The organism is Kutzneria sp. NPDC052558 (genome assembly GCF_044547355.1).
Lineage (GTDB): Bacteria > Actinomycetota > Actinomycetes > Mycobacteriales > Pseudonocardiaceae > Kutzneria.
In genome coordinates this window covers 121613-143311 of sequence record NZ_JBIUAG010000004.1, presented here as the reverse complement: position 1 = coordinate 143311, position 21699 = coordinate 121613, and the positions used below count along the sequence as shown (strand labels likewise).

Genomic DNA, 21699 nt, shown 5'->3' with positions numbered 1-21699 from the left:
CCATGACTACCAAGGACTTGTCAGTGAACGGCGAGCAGGCGCCGGTGCTGCCGTCGACCAGCCGGCAGCCGGCGCCGAACCGGCCGCCGAGCGTGTCGGTGTCGGCGCCGACGGGGCGGGTGCTGGCCGGGTTCCCGGTGTCGATGTCGCGCGCGGTGTCCACGGATCCGGGCGTGGTGTGGCGCTACATCCCTGGGGACGACAGCTGGAACGACGAACCCGCCGTCACCTACACCGGGGAGATCTTCTTCACCCGGGACGGCGTGGAGGTGTTCACGGGCTCGACCGTCACGTTCCCGACCCCGGGCGACCACACCCTGACGGCTTCGGCCCGAACCACCAGCGGGGAGGCGATCCAGTCCGATCCGGTGACGGTGCACGTCACCGCGCCGGTGGCGCCGGCGTTCACCGTGACGGCGCCGGCAGCGGGCGCGGTGGTGCAGCTGAACGAGGGCGGCGGGCTGGTCGACGTGCAGATCACGCTCCCGGCCGACGTGTACTTCCCGGTGCTGGTCAGCGTTTCCCGGGACGGGCTGGCCTATTCGGCTGAGTGGATCTCCAGCACCTCCTACCAGGTCCTGGGGATGCCGCTCGGGCCGATGCCGCTGGGGGCGCGGACCATCGCCGTGACGGTGGCCGACCGGGACAACCTCACCTCGACCAAGACGGTCACGGTGACCGGCCGCGACATCGCGCCGCCGCACCTGCACGTGGACGACCCGCCGCCGGCGGCCAAGATCATCGGCGATGTCAACGGGGCGGCGACGGCGCACCTGCGCGGCAGCGCCGGGGACAACCAGTCGGGCATGGTCGGGGCCCCGGCGACGGTGGCCTGGGCGCTGACCCCGACCGGAGCCAGGACCACGGCGGTGCCCCGGGCGGCCGGCGACTTCACCGGGTGGACCGCCGACGTGCCGATGACCGGCTTCGGCGCGCACACGATCTACCTGTGGGCGACCGACCAGGCCGGCAACGTCACGCCGCCGGCCGCGCCGGAGACCTTGTCGGTCAACGTCATCAGCTCCTATGTGCCGTCCACTTTGGACGAACGGCTGAACGAGCGGCAGTACCTGGCCGCGCTGCTGTCCTTCGCCCAGGAGCAGGTGACCCTGCCCGGCACGCCGCGGCCCCAGTTGGACACCGCCACCCTGCTCGCCGCGCTCGGCCAGCCGATCGACCGGCTCAGCCAGCCCCTGTCCGCGGCGGCCGACCGGGGCGGTCAGGAGATCAACCAGCTGCGGGTCCCGATCGAGCTGCTGCGGGCCTACATCGCGGCCACGCACACGGTGACCGATCCGGGCGCTGCCCTGGAATCCAGCTACCGCGACGCGGCCTACGCGTCCCTGCTGGCCTCCTACGGCACGACCTACGGCCAGCTCCGGCAGATCCGGGGAGCCGGCACGGCCGACCGGCAGGCGCTGGCCGACCGGCTGGGCATCCGGTTGTCGGCGAAGACGCCCGACGAGCTGGACCAGCTGACCCTGGACGGCGCCAAGCTCAGCGAAGCGGCGCTGGAGACCGTGTTCGGCCTGCCCAACAGCACCGGGGCCGACCCGCTGCGCGCGCCCACCGTCCCGCTGCTGCGCACCTGGCAGCTGGCGGCGCAGACCCTGACCTGGGCCGACGAGGACCAGCATCCCGACCCGCCGCGGCGGTTCCCGGTGCTGTTGGACCCCGACCTGATCGGCCCGGCCGACGTGGTCCCCGGCCCGAAGGGCGACCCGGTCCGCCTGCTGCTGACCCAGCGCGCCGGCCAGCTCAAGAGTGTCGCCAACAGCCTGGAGAAGGCCAGGGTCGCGGCCCCGACGCCGGCGGCCGGGCTCGCGGCGATGCTGGCGCTCGCGCTGCCCGGTGTCGACCTCAACGACCTGGCGGCCAAGGACCAGCACGGCGTCGACATCAGCGCGGCGCTGGCGGCGGCCGGGCTGACCCGCGGCGGCTTCGTGTTCCTGGTGGGGCTGGGCCGGATCGTGGCCGTGGGCGCGGCCACCCAGTCCGAATGGGCCGACGCCAACGCGATCCTCACGGCCGCGCGCAAACCGTCGATGTACCCGGCCTGGCGCGCCCAGGAGACGGCCTACGTGCTCTCGCCCGACTTCTTCGTGCTCGCCGACACCGCGCCGCAGTCCACTGTGTACCGTTTCGACGCGCGGGCCCGCAGTGCGTGGCAAAGCGTGCTGCGGGGCCGGATCGCGCAACGTCAGGACCTGCTCACCGCCGGCGCGCAGGCGGTGGCGGCGGCCGAGCAGGCGGCGCTGCCGATGCTGCGCGACGCGCTGCTGGCCGACCTGGCCCCGAGCACCACCGGCGACATCGGGGAGGAGATGTCGGCGCGGTTGTTCGTCGACATGCTCGCCGGCGGGAACCTGCGCACCACGCGCATCCGACAGGCCATCGAAAGCGTGCAGTCCCTGTTGCTGGCCAAGAGATCCGGTGAGCTGACCTCGACCCATCCCGCCTTCGCGTGGTCGATCACCGACCCGTCGGCGTTCACCGCGGCCTGGGTCTGGCTGGGCGAGCTGGGCAGCTGGCAGGCGGCGACCACGGCTTTCCTGTTCCCGGAACGGCAACTGGACCCGGCGCTGCCGAGGGCGTCGGCGGCGTCGGTCGTCGCCGGGCAGCCGATGCCGCTGGACACGTTGCGCGCCAACATCCGCGGCTCCGGACCGTTCGGGGCCGGCGACGCCACCCGGGAGGGAAACGCCTACCTCCAGGCGGTCGGGCTGACCGGCGTCACCTATCTCGACCCGAACGGCCGGACGGCCGCCCACCAGGAGGCGCTCCGGGTGGCCTCGACCTCGGCGTCGCGGTCGGATGCCGCGAACCGGGAGATCTTCTGGCTGGCGCCGCTGCTGCTGGCCCAGCGCCTGCAGTCGGCCGGGGACTACCAGACCGCGCTCGACTGGTACTGGATCCTCTACCCGTACGACGTCGACACCCCCAAGTCGATCTTCAATCGGGTCAACACCGAGACCTCGCTGCGGCCCGACCTGACCTTCCGCCCGGGCTGGACGACCCGGCCGCGGCTGGACCCGTTCGCGCTCGCCGACGACGTGACGACGCCGCGGTCCACCCCGTACACCCGATACCTGCTGCTGTGCCTGATCCGCTGCCACATCGAGTACGCCGACGTCGAGTTCGCCCGGGAGACCGACGAGTCGGTGGCCAACGCCCGCACGCTCTACATCACCGCCCGGCGCCTGCTCGGCGCGGCCAAGCTCCAGCCGCAGCCGCCGCTCAACTTCGGCGAGCCGGCGCTGCCGATCCCGGAGCTGGCGACCCTGCGGACCCGGATCGCCGTGCAGCTGACCAAGCTGCGGCAGGGCCGCAACGTCGCCGGCATGCCCCGCACGCAGGGCCTGGCCACCAGGGTGACGGTGAGCCAGCCGACCCCGTTCCGGTTCAAGTCGCTGCTCGAACGGGCCAGGCAGCTGGCCGGTCAGGCCGCCCAGATGGAGGCCGGTTACCTTGCCGCGCTGGAGAAGTACGACGACCGGAACCTGCGCCTGTTCGACGCGCTCAAGGGCATCGACCTGAGCGCGGCGCAGATGGGTCTGGCGGCGAGCCGGGTGAAGGAGGCCAACGACGCGGTGACGGCCGCGATCGCCCAGCGCACCAAGGCCAACACCATGGTCACGGCCTACGGCGAGGCCATCGACGCGCCCCCGAACGCCTACGAGCAGTCCCTGCTGCACGAGTACTCGCGGATGCGCGACATCAAGGACGGCATCGCGGTGGCCGACACCACGATCGGCATCCTCCAGGCGGCGTCCAAGGCGACCAGCCTGTGGGACGCCGTCACGACCTTCGGCGCCTCAACGGGGTTCTCCGCCGGGATCATGGCGGCCACCGCGGCCAAGGGCGTCCTCACGCTCGAGCAGAACGACATCGAGGCGCAGGTCCAGGCCAACCAGCTGCACGCCGGCATCGAGCAGCGCAAGGCCGAGTGGCGGTTGCAGCAGACCGCCGCCCAGCAGGAGGCGCTGGTCGCCGACGCCCAGGTCGACGTGGCCGACGACCAGGTGACCATCGCGGCCCAGGAGGCGGCCATCGCCTCGCTCCAGCACGACCAGGCGCTCGCGACGCTGACGTTTCTCAGCAACCAGTTCACCAACGCCGACCTGTACCTGTGGCTGAGCTACACGCTCGGCGGGGTCTACCGCTACTTCCTCCAGCAGGCCACCGCCACGGCCCGGCTGGCCCAGGCCCAGCTGGCGTTCGAACGCGCGGAGCCGGCGCAGGCCCTGATCCGCAACGACTACTGGGAGACGCCGGCCGCCAACGGCGGCGCGGCGGTCGACCGCCGGGGCCTGAGCGGCGCGGAGCAGCTGAGCGAGGACCTGGCCCGCCTCGACCAGTACGCGTTCAGCTCCGAGCGGCGACGGCTCAACCTGTCCCAGACGTTCTCGCTGGCGCGGCTGATGCCGGTGGAGTTCCTGGAGTTCCGCCGCACCGGGACGCTGGCCTTCGCCACCCCGATGGCCCTGTTCGACCGGGACTTCCCCGGCCACTACCTGCGGATGATCCGCCAGGTGCGCACCAGCCTGGTGGCGCTGGTGCCGCCGGACCGGGGAATCCGGGCGACGCTCTACTCCAACGGCATCTCCCGGGTCACGACCGGACAGGACGGCGCGTTCGAGGACGTCACGATCCGCCACGATCCCGGTGTCGTCGCGTTGACCTCGCCGGTGGGCGCCAGCGGCGTCTTCGACCTGGACGTCCAGTCGGACATGGTGCTGCCGTTCGAGTCCAGCGGTGTGGACACGACGTGGGAGCTGCGACTGCCCCCGGCGGCCAACCCGTTCGACTTCTCCTCCATCGTCGACGTGCTGATCACCATCGACTACACCGCCCTGCACGACGACGGCTACCGGGACCAAGTGACCACCCGGCTCAACGCCGAGCGGGACCGCGGCGCGGACTGCGTGTTCAGCCTGGCCCGCGACTTCCCGGACCAGTGGTACGACCTGAACAACCCGCCAGCCAACGGCGCCCGCTCGGTCACCATCACCCTGCGGGACAACGATTTCCCGGCCGGCATCGAGAATCTCGCCACCGCGTCCCTCGCGGTGCGGCTGGCCGGCGACGACCCGGCGCCCGACACGGTGGTGACGCTGCGGCGCGGCGCGGCCGGCGGCGATGCCACCGCCACCAACGGAATCGCCAGCATCCGACGCGGCAACGCCGCCGCATGGGGCGCGCTGTGCGGCGCCGATCCGGCCGGGGACTGGCAGCTCTCCTTCGGCGCCGACGCCGCGGTCCTGTTCGGCTCCGGCGGCCTCGACGACGTTCTCCTGGTCGTCAGCTGGACCGGCCAGTCCCCCGCGTGGGAGCAATGACCGGATGTTCCCAGGTGTGCGCCGGTTCCCCCGCAACCGGCGCACACCGGCACTTCCGCCGAATGGCCGCGACCCCCTTGGCTGGAGGGATAAACCGCGCACACCGCGACGTATCCGGCGTTAGGGTCGTCTCCCCTTGTGGAGAGGTTGACGACCCAGCCGGGGGTTGCCGTGGGCGAGAATCCGTGTGCCGTCGACGTACGGGTGCTCGGCTCGCTGCGGGTCGAGGTCGACGGCCACCCGGCGAACCTCGGCGGCCCGCGCCTGCGGGCGTTGCTGGCGGCGCTGGTGGCGGCGGCCGGGCGGCCGGTGCCGGTGTCGGCGTTGGTGCGGCTGCTGTGGGACGGCGACGCACCGGACGACGCGGACCGGACGGTTCGCACGTACATGTCCAGGCTGCGCAAGGCGTTGCTGCCCGCCAGCCTCATCGTGACCCGGCAGCCGGGCTACCTGCTGCGGGTGGATCCCGAGGGCGTGGACGCGGCCCGGTTCGAGCGGCTGGCGGCGGCGGGCCGTCGCGAGCTCGACGCCGGACGGCCGGACGTCGCGGCCGGGCAGCTGACCGCGGCACTGGGGCTGTGGCAGGGCGAGGCGTACGAGGAGTTCGCCGGCATGGCCGGGCTCGACGCGGAAGCGCGGCGGCTGGCGGAGCTGCGCCACAACGCGGTGCAGGACCGCATCGACGCCGAACTGGCCACCGGCCACGGGCAGGACCTGATCGCGGAGCTGACCGCCCTGACCACGGACCACCCGACGAACGAACGGCTGTGGGGGCAGCTGATGACGGCCCTGTACCGCGCGGGCCGCCAGGCCGACGCGCTGGACGTCTTCCGGCGTGCAAGGCTCGTGCTCGTCGACCGGTCGGGTGTGGAGCCGTCGCCGGCCCTCGCCGCGGTCCACCGCCGGATCCTCGCCCACGACACCGGCCTGCTGACGCCGGCGGCCGACCCGCTGCGGGCGGCGCTGGCGGCCGGCGACGAGGCGCTCCAGATCGACGGCGACCTGCTGGCCGGCCGGCGGCAGTTCGAGATCGCTCACGGCTTGGCGGCGCAGGCCGGCGACGCCACCGCCATGGCCCGGGCGGCGCTGGGCCTGAGCGGACTGTGGGTCCACGAACACCGCCCGGCCACCGGCAAGGCCCAGCTGCACGCCCGGCTGGCGCAGGCGCTCGTGGCCGTCGATCCCCAATCGTCGGAAGCGTTGCGGCTGCGGGTTCGGCTGACCGGCGAGAACGACTACCAGGCGGCCGAGCACGCCGGGATCCTGGCCCTGCTCGACGACACCCGCCGCGCCGAGGACCGGATCGTGCACGCCGAGGCGTTGAGCATCGCTCACCACTGTGTGCTCGGCCCCGATCACGTCGCGCTGCGGCAGGCGCTGTCGTGGGAGCTGATCGGCGAGAGCGACCGCACCCGACGGCGCGGCGACCGGCTGATGGGCCTGCTCTGGCACACCGTCGACCAGTTCCTGGCCGGCAATCCGCACGCCGAGCGCCTGCTGGACGAGCTGGAGCAGGAGCTGGCGGGCCGGGATCACCTGGCGGTCGGCTTCGCCGCGAGCGCGATGCGGGTGATGCTGACGATCCGCGCCGGTCGGTTCGACGAGGCCGAGGAGCAGGCCAAGGCGTGTGCCGAGCTGGGGCAGGTGGCCGGCGACGCCGACGCCATCGGCTGGTACGGCGCGCAGCTGATGGCGATCAGGTGGTTCCAGGGTCGCCTCCCCGAACTGCTGCCGCTGCTGGACGAGCTGGTCAGCTCCTCGACCCTCAGCACCAACGACAACTCGTACTTCGCGGCGCTGGCCGTGGCCGCCGCGACGGCGGGCGACCAGCGCAAGGCGGCCGGCTCGCTGGCCCGGCTCGTCGGCCACGACCTGGCGCGGCTGTCCCGGTCGAGCACCTGGCTGGTCTCGATGAGCGGCATCGCGGAGACGGCCTATCTGCTCGACGACGCGGCGACCGCCGGCCGCGTGCACGATCTGCTCGCCCCGTACGGACATCTGCCGGCGATGGCCAGCCTGGCTGTCGCCTGTTTCGGCTCGACCAGCCGGGCGCTGGGCGTCGCCGCCATGGCGATGGGCGATCTCGACCGCGCGGTCGGCCATCTGAACTCCGCAGTACAGCACAACCTGGCGCTCGGCCACTGGCCGGCCGTCGTGATGTCCAGGACCCGGCACGCCCAGGCGCTGGCCGCGCGCGGCGGCCCGGGGGACGACGCCGCCGCGGCGCAGGAGCTGGCCACGGCCGCCCGGGACGCGGCGGCGCTGGGCATGCCGGCTCCCGACCTCCCCTGACCCGGCCGGTTCGGGCAGGATCAGCGGTGGTTGCCGACGACCGAGGAGACCGAGATGGCCGGGACCAGCGAGAACGCGGCGAAGCTGGCGGTGTTGATCGACGCCGACAACGCGCAGCCGTCGATCACCGACGCCCTGCTGGCCGAGGTGGCCAAGTACGGCACGGCCCACGTCAAGCGGGCCTACGGGGACTGGACGGGCACCAACCTGAAGGGCTGGAAGGACCAGCTGCTGGCCCAGTCCATCCAGCCCATCCAGCAGTTCGCGTACACCACGGGCAAGAACGCCACCGACGCGGCGATGGTCATCGACGCCATGGACCTGCTGTACTCCGACCGTTTCGACGGGTTCTGCATCGTCTCCAGCGACTCGGACTTCACCCGGCTGGCGGCCCGGCTGCGCGAGTCGGGCCTGACGGTCTATGGCTTCGGCGAGCGCAAGACGCCGAAGCCCTTCGTGGCGGCCTGCGACAAGTTCATCTACGTGGAGAACCTGTCCTACGCCGAGGAGACGGCCGCCGCCCCGGCCGAGCCGCCGGCCACGCGGAGGACGGCGGCGCAGCTCAAGAGCGACTCCACGCTGGTCTCCCTGCTGCGGGGCGCGGTCGAGGCGGCGTCGGACGACGACGGGTGGGCCTCGCTGTCGGGTGTCGGCAACATCGTCACCAAGCAGCGCCCCGACTTCGACTCCCGCACCTACGGCTACGCCAAGCTCAGCGACCTGGTCACGGCGACGACGCTGTTCGAGGTCAACCGCCGCAGCTCGGGCGAGGGCAAGTCGTCCACGGTGTACGTGCGCGACCGCCGCCGCTAGACCGGCACGAACTCCAGGGCGGTGCGGTGGTCGGCGACGGCAGTGGTGGCCGCCAGCCGGAATCCGCATTCGGCGGCGATCACCGCCAGCTCGTCCACGGTGCGTTCCCGGCCGCCGAAGCACATGAGCATGGACAGGTCCATGGCGGTGCCGACGCCGCGCCCGCGCATGGCCTCGATCACGATGACGGTGCCGGAAGTGTTACGGCAGGCGGTAAGGATCTTGCGCACGGAGTCGTCGTCCCAGTTGTGCAGGATGTCGCAGAGCACATAGGCGTCGGCCCCGGTCGGCAGCGGGTCGAAGAAGCTGCCGCCGATCGCGCCGGCCCGGTCGGAGACGCCAGCGGCGGCGAAGCGTTCGCGCGCGGCAGTCGCGGAATCGCCGTAGTCCAGCACTTCGCCGCGGACCGACGGATGGGCCACCAGGATGGCGGTGAGCAGATTGCCGTCGCCGCCGCCGAGGTCGACGATGCGCGGGAACCGGCTCCAGTCATAGCGTTGCGCGATCTGCGGCCCCTGGGTCTTGAACCGCCAGGCCATCTGCGCGTCGAACGAGCGCCGCAGCTCTACGTTGGCGTCGAGGTCGTCCCAGAAGTCCCGCCCGTACCGGTGCTCGTACGCGGACCCGCCGGTGGTGACGGTGTGCAGCAACTCGACGAACGCCAGGTCGGCGCGGCCGCCGGCGCGGGTGGTGTCGAGGATGGGCAGGAAGTCGCGGATCTGGTGACCGAGCTCGGTGGTCCGGTAGCGATCACCGTCCCGCGCGAAGACGCCCACGCCGACCAGGTGATCGAGCACCCGGCCCAGCGCCGGGGCGGAGGCTCCGGTCTCGGCCGCCAACTGCTCGGCGGTGGCGCCGCCGGCGGCCCGCTCGTGCAGGCCGAGGGTCGCGGCGACCCGGATGGACATGGGGGTGGCGAGATCGGCCAGGGCCATGATCGACGGGGTTCCCATTGGGCCGAGGCTATCGGGTCCGACCGGTTGTCTGCCCGCGATTTACGGGTGATAGCCGGAGTGGAATTCCGCTATGTACGGCAGGAAAACCGAAAGCGTACCGGATCCGTTGAGAGCGAGATAGGCGTCCTTGGCGATATCGGCCTGCTGCTCGGTGTTGAACGACCTGAGCCCCTGCCCCGCCGCCGTGCGTTTCGCCAGCTCGGCCTCGCCGCCGTAGTCATAGACGCCCCGAATGGCGTGGCGGAGAGTGGTCAGCATCGACACCCCCTGGGCGTATTCCCAGGAATGGCCCATCTCGTGGATCAGCCAGGTGATCGACAGGCCGCCGGACAGGGTGCCGACCGGGAAGTTGATCGTCCACGGCGTGGTGCGCGCGTAACCGCCGATCGCCATGACCGGCGCCTCGTCGAGCACGATCGCGTCGTAGTTCAGCGAATTGCCGAAAACGCTTTGCGCGGCGACCTTCTCCGCGTTCGTCAGGCCACGCGTCGTCCGCACGGACACGTTCTGCTTGGTCTCCAGCAGCGTTGTGTCCCAGATGATTCCCGGGACGTACACCTTCTCGTTGCGGGAGTAGACCGCGCTCCGGGTCCCGTCGAGCAGGGTCACGGCCATGTCGCGCGCCTTCGGGAAGCCGGCGGCCGTGAAGGCGGCCTCGACGTCGGCCTGGGTCGCGCCCGTCGACCAGAACCCTTGCAGATCGCCATGAGTGCCGGTGCCGATCTTGCCCGCGGTGATCAGCGCGGCTAGCGCCGAGGCCAGCGCGGCGGCGTCGGCGCTGGTCACGTCCATGGTCGGCGAGCTCATGCCCATGCCGAGGCTGGGGTTCGGCATCACGTCGAGGTGTTCGCGCGTGTAGCCGGCCAGGTCGCGGTGGATCACGCCCGCGTTCGACCGGGGGCTCGTGACGTGCGCGATCTCGTGCGCGAGAAGCCGTTGCCCGGCAGCGGATCCGGGCGCGAACTTGCCGCTGGCGAACGAGATGGTGTTGCCGATGGTGAACGCGTTGGCGTTGAGCCGGCGCGCCTGCGTGGCGGCGGTGTGATCCGCGCGGATCCGCACCGCCGACAGGTCGCCGAAGTGGGGCTCGAACCGACGCCGGGTGGCCGCGTCCAGGCCACCACCGGAGCTCCCGGTGGTGGACCGCGACTCGGGACCGGCCGGCAGCGACCGCATCACCGAATCGGCGGTCCGTTCGGCTTCACGTTCGGCCGGGTCGTGGGGATGACTGACCTTCGGCGCGCTGTCCCGATGAGTGGAGGCGTAGGCCGTCATGGGGCAAATCGTGCGTAGCGATCGTCACTGCCCCGTCACGCTGTGCCGGAAACCGACATTCGGTGTGTCCCAGAGCGTGACTCGCCGGGAGTTCGGCCTTTCAGTTCCATGGCCTTCCGGACGCGGGATTCGGCCAGGGCGCGGGCGGCCTGGTGGGTGGTGGCGCCGGCGGCCGAGGCGTGTTCCAGCACGGTGACGGCGTTGGCCCGGAGCTTGGCCGAGATGGTGGCGTAGATGGCGGCCGGGTCGGGGCGGAAGGCGGAGTGCCGGGCGTCCATGGCGAAGCCGGCGGCGACGACACCGCCGGCGTTGGCGATGAAGTCGGGCAGCACGGTGATGCCGCGAGCGGCCAGGACCTCTTGCGCGGCTGGGGAAGTCGGCATGTTGGCTCCCTCGACCACGACCGAGGCCTCGATCTTGCCGGCCAGCGAGTCGTCGATGACGTCCTGCAACGCGCAGGGCACCAGCACGTCGGTGGGGACCAGCAACTCGGCCCCCAGCGTCAACCGGGCGCCGCCGGAGTACTCGATCACGGCAGCGTCGCCGGGAACCGCCAGCAGCCGCGTAACGTCCAGGCCGTTAGGGTCGTGCACGGCTCCCAGCGCGGACGACACGGCGACGATCACCGCCCCCAGTTCCGCGTAGCGACGGGCGGCGGCCCGGCCGACGGCGCCGAGGCCCTGGATGGCGACCCGCTTGCCGGCCAGGGGAAACACGGCGTCGGTGGCCTCGGCGACGCCGTAGCCGGTGACGCCGAGCTCGTCGTAGGGCACGCCGCCGAGCTCGGCCGGGGTGCCGACCGCCGCGCCCCGATCCCTGAGCTCGTCCTGCACGATGGCGGCGTCCCGCTCGGTCAACCCCATGTCCAGGCCGATGACGTACTCGCGCGGGATCTCGTTGGACAGCAGCCGGACGAAGGCCCGCAGCGCGGCCTCCTTGTCCGGCGACGCCGGGTCGAAGCGGATGCCGGCCTTGGCCCCGCCGAAGAACAGGTCGACGCCGGCCCATTTCCAGGTCATGACCCGGGCCAGCCGGGCCACCTCCTCGACCGACAGCGTCGGACTCATCCGGGTGCCGCCCTTGCCCATGCCCCGGGCGGTGTTGTCGATCACCAGCACCCCGCGCATGCCGGTCCGCGGATCGGACACGCAGACGACCTTCTCCGGGCCCCACTCGTCCATCAGCTCGAACATGCCCCGAGGCTAGCGACATGCAGCAGGAAAAGGGCTCTGGCATCCGAGCTCCAGCTACGCTGAACCTTAAGCCCACCAGCCCGGAGGCTCGTGGAGTTGGCGTCGCGCGGGTGAGTTCGCCAAGGTGGACGCCATGCAGCACAAGTGCGTCTCCGTTGTCGACGGCGTCCCCGACCAGAAGTCCGAGGTCGGCGTTCTCCGTTCCCACAACCCCGCCGACCTCGACGACGTGGTGGCCGAGGTGTCGCTGGCCGGCCCGAGCGTCCTGGTGGACGCCGCCCGCGCGGCCCGGCGGGCCCAGCCCGAGTGGGCGGCCATCCCCGCCCCGGTCCGCGGCCAGGTCATCGCCCGGCTGGGCCGGCTGGTGGAAGCCAACAAGGAGGCGCTGGCCCGGCTGGTCACCCGCGAGATCGGCAAGCCGTACGCGGAGGCGCTGGGCGAGGTCCAGGAGATCATCGACACCTGCGACTTCTTCCTCGGCGAGGGCCGTCGGCTGTACGGGCAGACCGTGCCCAGCGAGATGCCGGACAAGCAGCTGTTCACCTTCCGCGTGCCGGTCGGCGTGACGGCGATCATCACCGCCGCCAACTTCCCGGCGGCGGTGCCGTCCTGGTACCTGGTGCCGGCGCTGCTGTGCGGCAACACCGTGGTGTGGAAGCCGGCCGAGTTGTCGGCGGCGGTCGGCCAGGCGCTGGCCGAGCTGAGCTGGCACGCGGGCGTGCCGGCCGGCGTGCTCAACCTCGTGCAGGCCGACGGCAAGGCGACCTTCGCCGGCCTGGAGCAGGCGCTGGAGCAGGGCCTGGTGGACAAGGTCGGCTTCACCGGCTCGACCGAGGTCGGCCGGGCGATCAGCGAGCTGTGCGGGCGGCACCTCCAGTCGCCGTGCCTGGAACTGGGCGGCAAGAACCCGCTCGTGGTGATGGCCGACGCGAACCTGGACCTGGCCGTGGAAGGCGCGCTGTTCAGCGGCTTCGGCTCCGCCGGCCAGCGCTGCACCTCGCTGGGCACGGTCTTCGTGCAGCGTGAGGTGCACGACGAGTTCCTGAGCCGGTTCACCGCCGCGGTGGAGAACGCGATCGTCGGCGAGCCGAGCCAGGGCGTCCTGTACGGCCCGATGATCGACGTCCGCTACGCCGAGCGCTTCGAGCAGTACCTGGAGCTCATCCAGCCGCACCACACCACCCACGGCTCCACCGGCGTCGGCCGCATCACCGATGCCAATCCCCGCAAGGGTTTCCTCGGCGAGGCCGACCGTGGCGTGTACGTGCACCCGACCATCGTGGACGGCATCACCGCCCAGGACGCCTTGTACCGCACGGAAACCTTCGGCCCGCTGGTCGGCGTCGGCATCTTCGACACCCTCGACGAGGCGGTCGAGCTGGCCAACGGCCACGGCTACGGCCTGTCGGCCGCGATCTACACTACTGACGCCAGCAACGCCTTCCGGTTCCGCGAGCGCTGCCGGGCCGGCATGGTCAGCGTGAACAACTCCACATCGGGCGCCGAGGCGCATCTGCCGTTCGGCGGAAACGGCCTGTCCGGCAACGGAAGCCGGCAGTCGGGCGTGTGGGTGCTTGACCAGTTCACCCGCTGGCAGTCGATGAACTGGGACTACGCCGGCAAGTTGCAGAAGGCGCAGATGGACATGGTCGAACTGCCCAAGGCCGACCTCGCTTTCCGGTTGGAGGACTGATGGATCCCATTGACCTGCTCGGCGTCGCCGACACGTTCTCCGACGAGGAACGGCTGATCCGGGACACGGTGCGGCAGTTCGTGGACGCCAAGGTGCGGCCGAACGTGGGCCGCTGGTTCGCCGACGGCACGTTCCCCCGCGAGCTGGCGCCGGAGCTGGGCGAACTGGGCCTGTTCGGCATGCACCTCAAGGGATACGGCTGCGCCGGGGCCAGCGCCACCGCGTACGGCATCGCGTGCATGGAGCTGGAGGCCGTGGACAGCGGCCTGCGCAGTTTCGTGTCGGTGCAGGGATCCCTGGCCATGACCGCGATCCACAAGTTCGGCTCCGAGGAGCAGAAGCAGACCTGGCTGCCCAAGATGGCCGCCGGCGAGCTGATCGGCTGCTTCGGCCTGACCGAGCCGGACTTCGGCTCCAACCCGGCCGGCATGCGCACCACCGCCACACTCGTCAACGGCGAGTGGGTCCTCAACGGCAGCAAGCTGTGGATCACCAACGGTGGCATCGCCGACGTGGCCGTGGTCTGGGCCCGGGCCGAGGAGGGCATCCGAGGCTTCGTTGTTCCCCGTGGCACCAAGGGTTTCAGCACTCGCGACATCAAGGACAAGCTGTCGCTGCGGGCATCGGTGACCTCCGAGCTCATCCTGGAGGACTGCGTGCTGCCGGCCGACGCCGTGCTGCCGGACAGCCGCGGCCTGCGAGCGCCCTTGTCCTGCCTCAACGAAGCCAGGTTCGGCATCCTGTGGGGCGCGGTCGGCGCGGCCCGCGACTGCTACGCCACGGCGTTGGAGTACGCCAAGACCCGGGTGCAGTTCGACCGGCCGATCGCCGGTTTCCAGCTCACCCAGGAGAAACTGGTGGGCATGGTGCTGGAGCTGGAGAAGGCGTTCCTCACCGCCGTCCACATCGGACGGCTCAAGGACGCCGGCCGGTGCGAGACCGCGCACGTCAGCTTCGGCAAGCTGAACAACGTGCGGGCCGCGCTGGAGATCGCCCGGCAGGCCCGGACCATCCTGGCCGCCAGCGGCATCACCACCGAGTACTCGGTGCTGCGCCACGCCAACAACCTGGAGTCGGTGCTGACCTACGAGGGCACCAGCGAGATCCACACGCTGGTGCTGGGCGAGGCCGTCACCGGGATCGGCGCGTACCGTTGACCGAGCAGGTCGACGAGCACTTCGTCGCGTCGGTGCGGGCGCTGTCGGCCGGCCGGCGGCCGTTGGCGCCGCTGGGATCGCAGCTGCTGGAGCTGTTCGACGCCCAGCTGGGCAGCCGGCACATCGACCTGGTCGCCCGGGAGTTCCGCGCGCGGGGCCTGGGTTACTACACGATCGGCTCGTCCGGGCACGAGGGCAACGCCGCCGTCGCGGCGGCGTTGCGGCCGACCGATCCAGCGCTGCTGCACTACCGTTCGGGCGCGTTCTACCTGGCACGGATGCGGCAGCTGGGGCGCGACGGATCGCTGGATGTGTTGCTGGGCATGATGGCCGCCACCGATGAGCCGATCGCCGGCGGGCGGCACAAGGTGTTCGGCCATCACGCCGCCGCCGTCATCCCCCAGACGTCCACGATCGCCTCGCACCTGCCGCGCTCGCTGGGGGTGGCGTTCGCCATCGAGCGGGCCCGCAAGCTCGGCGTGCCGTCGGCGTGGCCGGACGACGCGATCACGGTGTGCAGCTTCGGCGACGCCTCGGCCAACCACTCCACAGCCACCGGGGCGATCAACGCCGCGATCTACACGGCGTACCAGGGGCTGCCGGTGCCGCTGCTGTTCGTCTGCGAGGACAACGGGATCGGCATCAGCGTGCCGACCCCGCGCGGCTGGATCGGCGCCGCCTACGGCTCGCGGCCGGGGCTGCGCTACTTCCACGCCAGCGGTTTCGACCTCGTGCAGACCCGGCAGGTCGCGGCCGAGGCGGCGGACTACGTTCGGCGGCACCGGAAGCCGGCGTTCCTGCACCTGTCGACCGTGCGGCTGATGGGCCACGCCGGCTCGGACGCCGAGGTGGCCTACCGCAGCAGCACGGAGATCATCGCGGACCTGGCCAGGGATCCGGTGCTGGGCACCGCGGAAACCCTGGTGTCGGCCGGGATCCTGACGCCGGCCGAGGTGCTCGACCGGTACGAGGCCAAGCGGGCCGAGGTGCGTCAGCTGGCCGAGGAGGCGTCCCGGCGGCCGCAGCTGGACAGCGCCAAGGCGGTCATCGCCCCGCTGGCGCCGCGCCGGCCGGCCCTGGTGGCGTCCCGGATCCGGCCGCTGCCGTGGACCGAGCCCCTGACGCTGGCTCAATCGATCAACCGGACCCTGGCCCAGCTGCTGAGCCAGTACCCCGGGATGTGCGTGTTCGGCGAGGACGTGGCCCGCAAGGGCGGCGTGTACGGCGTGACCCGGGGGCTGCAGAAGCAGGCCGGTGGCGGGCGGGTGTTCGACACTCTGCTCGACGAGCAGTCCATTCTGGGGCTGGGCCTCGGGCTCGGCGTGTCCGGACTGCTGCCGGTGCCGGAGATCCAGTACCTGGCGTACCTGCACAACGCCGCCGACCAGCTGCGGGGCGAGGCCGCGACGCTGCCGTTCTTCTCCAACGGCCAGTACCGCAACCCGATGGTCGTGCGGATCGCCGGCTACGGCTACCAGAAGGGCTTCGGCGGCCATTTCCACAACGACAACGCCGTCGCCGCGCTGCGGGACATCCCCGGGCTGGTGATCGCCTCGCCGTCCCGGCCCGACGACGCCGCCGCCATGCTGCGCACCTGCGTCGCCGCCGCCGACGTCGACGGCACGCTGTCGGTGTTCCTGGAACCCATTGCCCTGTACCACACCCGTGACCTCCACTCCGACGGCGACGCCGGCTGGCTCGCCCCGGCGCCGGTCGACCATGTGCCTGTTGGCCGTGGCCGCACCCATGGCGACGGCACGGATCTGACGTTGATCACCTTCGGCAACGGCGTCCGCATGTGCCTTCGGGTCGCCCGCCGGCTGGCGGCCGCCGGCATCTCCTGCCGGGTGCTCGACCTCCGCTGGCTGGCTCCCCTGCCGGTCGAGGACATCCACCGCGAGGCCGCCGCCACCGGCCGGGTGCTCGTGGTCGACGAGACCCGCCGCACCGGCGGCGTCGCCGAGTCCGTGATCACCGCGCTGTCCGACGCGAGTTTCCCCGGCATCGTCCGACGGGTGGCCAGCGCGGACAGCTTCATCCCGCTCGGCGATGCCGCGCTCACCGTCCTGTTGTCCGAGGAGACGATCCACGACGCAGCGGTGTCGATGGTCTGAACCTTCGCTGAATCCATTGCGACACAAGGCTCTACCCGTGGCCTCGGTGCATTACGGACAGTGGTGTGAGAGTCGACACCAGAGGTGGGACTGCCCCATCAGGGGGTGATGGTCGCCAACAGGGCCGCCGAGGCCTTACCATGACTCGCCGCGATGCGCAGCGCATCGTGACCACCCAAGCGGCGAGCGGGTCGACGCACACACTGACCCGAGAAGTGGTAGGTACGTAGCGGAATGGGACGCAGCCTCGCCGTCATGGCGCCGCAGCCGACAGAAACGGTCGACACGGCGACACCTCCGCCGACAACGGTGGAGGAGACCGGGGCGATAGCCCGTATCCGCGAGTATCTCGAGCGGGAGCAGCCCGCCACCCCCTGCCTGGTGATCGATCTCCAGACGATCCGCGACCGCTATGCGGAGTTGGCGGCGTCCTTCCCCGGGGCCAAGCTCTACTACGCCGTCAAGGCGAATCCGGCCCGCGAAGTGGTGCGGCTGCTGGTGGAGCTGGGCGCGCACTTCGACGTGGCGAGCCCGCCGGAGATCGACCTGTGCCTGGCCGAGGGCGCCGGCGCGGAGCGGATCTCGTACGGCAACACGATCAAGAAGCGAGCCGACATCGGCTACGCCTTCGAGCGCGGCGTGCGGTTGTTCACCACCGACAGCGAGGCCGACCTGGCGGCCATCGCCGAGATGGCCCCTGGCGCGGCGGTGTTCTGCCGGATAGTGCTGGCCGACACCGGTTCCCTGACGCCGTTCGGCCACAAGTTCGGCTGCGCCCCGGAACTGGCGGCGCAACTGTTGGCGAGGGCGCCCGAGCTGGGCCTGACCGCGGCCGGCGTGTCCTTCCACGTCGGCTCGCAGCAGCTGGATCCGCGGGCCTGGGACGCGGCGATCGAGCAGGCCGGGGAGATCACCGCCAAGCTGGCGGCCGACGGCGTCGAGCTGTCGATGCTCAACATCGGCGGCGGCCTGCCCGGCCGCTACAGCCTTCCCGCGCCGCCGCTGGCCGACTTCGCCTCGGCGATCAGCGCTTCCGTGGCCCGGAACTTCGTCTCGGCGCCGCAGCTGGTGCTGGAACCGGGCCGGTTCCTGGTGTCCGACGCCGGCCTGCTGCGCTCCGAGGTCGTGCTGGTCTCGCGTAAGTCCACTGTGGACTCCAAACGCTGGGTCTACCTGGATGTGGGCCGGTACAACGGCCTGGCCGAGACCGAGAACGAGTACATCACGTACCTGCTGGCCACGCCCGGCCGTGACGGTGAGACGGGACCGGTGTGCCTGGCCGGGCCGACCTGCGACGGCGACGACGTGCTGTACCAGCGCAACGTGTACCGGATGCCGCTGGACCTGCGGGCCGGCGACCGGGTGGACTTCCTGAATACCGGCGCCTACACGGCGAGCTACTCCTCCATAGCGTTCAACGGTTTCGCGCCGCTCCCGACCCGCTGCATCTGAGCAGGTCATCCCCTTTTTCGTGCAGGCCTCGCCGGAGGTCTGTCTTCACCTGGAACAGTAGGGAGTGATAGATGACCGGAGTACTGGGCTCGGTGCAGACCGTGGGGTCGTTCACCGGACAGCACGTCCTGGCCGAGATGGAGGGCATCGACGCCGCCCTCCTCAACGACGAGGCGCTGCTGCGCGACATTCTGACCCGGACGCTCGACCAGGCCGGGGCGACCGTGTTGGACGTGACCTCCAAGCGGTTCGACCCGCAGGGCGTCACCGTGCTGGCGCTGCTGTCGGAGTCGCACGCCTCGCTGCACACCTACCCAGAGATCGGTTCGGTCTTCGTCGACGTGTTCACCTGCGGCCATCGGGCCAAACCCGAGCTGGCCGTGCAGCTGATCGCCGAGGCGCTGCACACCCCCGTGGTGCACGCGAAGACCATCCGCCGCGGCAAGGACGACTGACTTTCCCTTGCCACCCCAGCAGATTGTGAGAAGTTAGTGACCACGATGCAACGATCCCGCCAGATCCACGAGCCGGTCGGCCACGGCCTGACCCGGGTCTGGGAGCTCGACGAGGTGCTCTGGGAGGGCGACACCGCCTTCCAGCACGTCGTCATCGCCCGCACCGAACAGGGCGTGTCGCTGTTCTGCGACAACGACCGGCAGAGCACCGAGTTCAGCCAGCTGACCTACCACGAGGCCCTGATGGTGCCGGCGCTGCTGCTGGCCGACAAGATCGAGTCGGTGCTCGTGGTCGGCTCCAGCGAGGGCGTCGTGTGCCAGATGGCCGTGGCCGCCGGGGCGACCCGCGTCGACCACGTGGACATCGACACCCAGGCCGTGAAGCTGTGCGCCGAGCACCTGCCCTACGGCTACACCCTCACCGAGCTCGCCGCCGCCGAACGCGGCGATGGCCCGGTCAAGGTGCACTACGCCGACGGCTGGCAGTACCTGGTGGACGCCGCCACCGGTGACCGGCGCTACGACATCGTGCTGGTCGACCTCCCCGACGAACGGGAGGAAGAGGCGCAGCACAACCGCCTGTACGGCACCGAGTTCCTCACCATGTGCCGGGCCGTGCTGGCCCCCGGCGGCGTCGTCGTGACCCAGGCCGGCTGCCAGACCATGTGGCGCAACCAGACTTTGCTCACCTCGTGGCGCCGGTTCAACGACGTCTTCGGCACCACCGCCTACTACGGCTCCGACGAGCACGAGTGGGCCTACCTCTTCGGCCGCGCCGACGAGGTCGCCGACCCCACCGCCCTGATGCGGTCCCGCCTGCCCTCCCTCGGCTACCGCCCGGAGTCCATCGACGCCGAAGCCCTCCTCGGCAACTCCGTGCCCCCCTACCGAGTCCGCCACCAGGGCTGAGTCACGTTAGGAAGGGGGCTTTCCTCCACTCCAAGTGGAGGAAAGCCCCCTTCCACACCGGCGAGCGGTCACGGAGGGTGACACGAACCGCTCTGGCTGCCCGAGAACGCGAAGGCCTCCGGTTACAAGCTCCTGGCTGTGAAGAACACCTGGGACGACCCGAAGGTGCCGGCGTACCGTGGAATTAACCTCACCTGGCTCGATTCCGAGGCTCCGAACGGCGGCCTGAGGTTCGAGGTCCAGGTGCACACGGCGGACAGCCTCGCGGCCTCGGACGCGGAGCACGTATTGTACGAAATCCAGCGGAGTCCAAACTCGACGGCGGAAGAGGCGGCTGCAGCTAAGCTGCAATCTGATCTGATTTTCGGCAACGTGCCCTTCCCGGACGGCGCGAAGTCACTCACGTTCGATCATCTGAACAAGCTCTAGGAGGCAGTCGCGGTGGAACGTGAGTACCGGTACCACGCGGTCGTGGACGAGGACTATCCGAAGGACAACCCCTTCCGGCTCATTCGCACCTGGGGCCCGGATAGTTCGCTGCCTGACGAGGAGACCTTCGGTCCACAGCTGGTGTGGAAGCGGGACGGCCTCCTCGAGCGGATCCGCCGCGGTTCGATCAGCTGGGACACCGCGGAACTCACCGAAGCCGAGTACGAGCAGGTCCTACCGGTGATTACCCGGCGTTTCGAGGAAGAGATGGAAGAAAGCCGCCGGATCACCGGCGACTGACGAACGGCGGAGCGGACCGTCCCCGGCTCGGAGTGCGGGGGCGGTCCGCTCCGGTCTTAGGCGGCCATTGCCGGTTCGGGGGTGGGGGTGCGGCGGCGGGTGGCGAGCAGCAGGAGGGAGAGGACGGCGGCGAGGCAGCTGAGGAGGCCGGCGATGTACCAGGCGAGGTCGTAGTTGCCGAGTTGGTCGCGGACGATGCCGGCGGCCACGGCGGCGAAGGCGGCGCCGACCTGGTGGGAGGCGAAGACCCAGCCGAAGACGATGGGGCCGGCGGTGCCGTAGTAGCGGCGGCACAGCGCCACGGTGGGGGGCACGGTGGCGACCCAGTCGAGGCCGTAGAAGACGATGAACACGAGCATGCTGGGCTGGGTGGTGCCGGCGAAGAGGCTGGGCAGGGCGAACAGGGACAGGCCGCGAAGGCCGTAGTAGGCCCCGAGCAGGACCCGGGAGTCGAGGCGGTCGGTGAGCCAGCCGGAGAAGATGGTGCCGGCGATGTCGAAGACGCCGACGAGGGCGAGCAGGGAGGCGGCGGCGGTTTCGCCCATGCCATGGTCCATGGCGGCGGGGATGAAGTGGGTGCCGACGAGGCCGTTGGTGGTGGCCCCGCAGATGGCGAAACCGGCGGCCAGCAGCCAGAAGTTGCGGGTACGGGCGGCGCGGAACAGCACGTCGATGGCCCGGTGGCCGGCGCTGACCTCGATGACCGGGCGGGGCTGGGGCTTGGTGGCGCCGTAGGCCAGCAGGCCGACGTCCTCGGGACGGTCGCGGAGCAGCCACACAACCAGCGGCACGACGACCAGCGCGGCGGCGGCCACGGTCAGGGCGGCGATCCGCCAGCCGACGGAGCCGGCGACGGAGGCCAGGACCGGCAGGAAGACGAGCTGCCCGGCGGCGCTGCCGGCGGTGAGCACGCCGGTGACGACGCCCCGGTGCTTCACGAACCAGGCGCTGGTCACGGTGGCGACGAACGCCAGCGCCATGGAGCCGGTGCCCAGGCCGACCAGCACCCCCCAGCACAGGATGAGTTCCCAGCTGGCGGTCATGAACACGGTCAGCCCGCTGCCGGCGGCCACCACCAGCAGCGCGATCGACACCACGCGGCGGATGCCGAAGCGTTCCATCAGGGCGGCGGCGAACGGCGAGGTGAGCCCGTAGAGGGCGAGGTTGACGGACACGGCGGCCGAGATGGTGCCCATCGACCAGCCGAACTCCGCGTGCAGCGGATTCATCAGCACGCCGGGCGTGGCCCGGAATCCGGCCGCGCCGACCAGCGCGACGAAGGTGACGGCGGCGACCAGCCAGGCCCGATGCAGCGTGAACAC

15 protein-coding genes are annotated in these 21699 nt (G+C 71.1%); 11 read left to right on the top strand and 4 right to left on the bottom strand.

Annotation, left to right across the window (positions count from 1 at the left end; all coding sequences use genetic code 11):
- The first annotated feature begins 2 nt into the window (after window positions 1-2).
- The 3 genes from ACIG5F_RS09585 to ACIG5F_RS09575 all read left to right on the top strand — a co-directional run bounded on the left by ACIG5F_RS09585 (window position 3) and on the right by ACIG5F_RS09575 (window position 8444).
- Window positions 3-5339 (top strand): hypothetical protein, encoded by a 5337-nt coding sequence (locus ACIG5F_RS09585; protein WP_396517031.1) that lies wholly within the window; start codon window positions 3-5, stop codon window positions 5337-5339.
- Window positions 5340-5510: 171 nt separating this feature from the next.
- Window positions 5511-7631 (top strand): BTAD domain-containing putative transcriptional regulator, encoded by a 2121-nt coding sequence (locus ACIG5F_RS09580; RefSeq protein ID WP_396517030.1) that lies wholly within the window; start codon window positions 5511-5513, stop codon window positions 7629-7631.
- Between the two features lie 54 nt (window positions 7632-7685).
- Window positions 7686-8444: an NYN domain-containing protein gene (locus tag ACIG5F_RS09575; RefSeq protein ID WP_396517029.1), complete on the top strand. Its 759-nt coding sequence runs from the start codon at window positions 7686-7688 to the stop codon at window positions 8442-8444.
- Here the strand turns inward: ACIG5F_RS09575 and ACIG5F_RS09570 are convergent.
- From ACIG5F_RS09570 to ACIG5F_RS09560, 3 genes are read right to left on the bottom strand one after another with little or no spacing between them, the layout of a single operon-like run.
- Window positions 8441-9397 carry a methyltransferase gene (locus ACIG5F_RS09570; protein WP_396517028.1) on the bottom strand — a complete coding sequence of 319 codons (957 nt, stop codon included), beginning with the start codon at window positions 9395-9397 and terminating at the stop codon, window positions 8441-8443. The two genes, ACIG5F_RS09575 and ACIG5F_RS09570, sit on opposite strands and share 4 nt — an antisense overlap.
- A gap of 42 nt (window positions 9398-9439) precedes the next feature.
- Entirely contained in the window at window positions 9440-10675 is a 1236-nt protein-coding gene (locus ACIG5F_RS09565) for a DUF4157 domain-containing protein (RefSeq protein WP_396517027.1), read from the bottom strand.
- 35 nt (window positions 10676-10710) lie between these two features.
- The gene (locus ACIG5F_RS09560; RefSeq protein WP_396517026.1) at window positions 10711-11868 is read right to left on the bottom strand and encodes a Glu/Leu/Phe/Val dehydrogenase; all 1158 of its coding nucleotides are present in this window, start codon (window positions 11866-11868) and stop codon (window positions 10711-10713) included.
- A gap of 133 nt (window positions 11869-12001) precedes the next feature.
- Between ACIG5F_RS09560 and ACIG5F_RS09555 the strand changes: the two genes are divergently transcribed.
- The 8 genes from ACIG5F_RS09555 (at window position 12002) to ACIG5F_RS09520 (ending at window position 20377) form a co-directional block, all read left to right on the top strand.
- On the top strand, window positions 12002-13561 hold the full coding sequence (locus ACIG5F_RS09555; RefSeq protein WP_396517025.1) for an aldehyde dehydrogenase family protein: 1560 nt from the start codon (window positions 12002-12004) through the stop codon (window positions 13559-13561).
- Window positions 13561-14718 carry an acyl-CoA dehydrogenase family protein gene (locus ACIG5F_RS09550; RefSeq protein ID WP_396517024.1) on the top strand — a complete coding sequence of 386 codons (1158 nt, stop codon included), beginning with the start codon at window positions 13561-13563 and terminating at the stop codon, window positions 14716-14718. The genes ACIG5F_RS09555 and ACIG5F_RS09550 overlap by 1 nt, the downstream gene beginning before the upstream one ends.
- Window positions 14715-16832 (top strand): thiamine pyrophosphate-dependent enzyme, encoded by a 2118-nt coding sequence (locus ACIG5F_RS09545; protein WP_396517023.1) that lies wholly within the window; start codon window positions 14715-14717, stop codon window positions 16830-16832. Before ACIG5F_RS09550 ends, ACIG5F_RS09545 begins: the two co-directional genes overlap by 4 nt.
- Before the next feature lie 255 nt (window positions 16833-17087).
- On the top strand, window positions 17088-18284 hold the full coding sequence (locus ACIG5F_RS09540; RefSeq protein WP_396517022.1) for a type III PLP-dependent enzyme: 1197 nt from the start codon (window positions 17088-17090) through the stop codon (window positions 18282-18284).
- A gap of 71 nt (window positions 18285-18355) precedes the next feature.
- On the top strand, window positions 18356-18739 hold the full coding sequence (gene speD / locus ACIG5F_RS09535; protein ID WP_396517021.1) for an adenosylmethionine decarboxylase: 384 nt from the start codon (window positions 18356-18358) through the stop codon (window positions 18737-18739).
- Between the two features lie 45 nt (window positions 18740-18784).
- On the top strand, window positions 18785-19648 hold the full coding sequence (locus ACIG5F_RS09530; RefSeq protein ID WP_396517020.1) for a spermidine synthase: 864 nt from the start codon (window positions 18785-18787) through the stop codon (window positions 19646-19648).
- Between the two features lie 138 nt (window positions 19649-19786).
- On the top strand, window positions 19787-20077 hold the full coding sequence (locus tag ACIG5F_RS09525) for a hypothetical protein (RefSeq protein ID WP_396517019.1): 291 nt from the start codon (window positions 19787-19789) through the stop codon (window positions 20075-20077).
- A gap of 42 nt (window positions 20078-20119) precedes the next feature.
- The gene (locus tag ACIG5F_RS09520) at window positions 20120-20377 is read left to right on the top strand and encodes a hypothetical protein (RefSeq protein ID WP_396517018.1); all 258 of its coding nucleotides are present in this window, start codon (window positions 20120-20122) and stop codon (window positions 20375-20377) included.
- Between the two features lie 56 nt (window positions 20378-20433).
- Here ACIG5F_RS09520 and ACIG5F_RS09515 read toward each other — a convergent pair whose 3' ends face one another.
- Entirely contained in the window at window positions 20434-21690 is a 1257-nt protein-coding gene (locus ACIG5F_RS09515; protein ID WP_396517350.1) for an MFS transporter, read from the bottom strand.
- Between the last annotated feature and the right edge of the window lie 9 nt (window positions 21691-21699).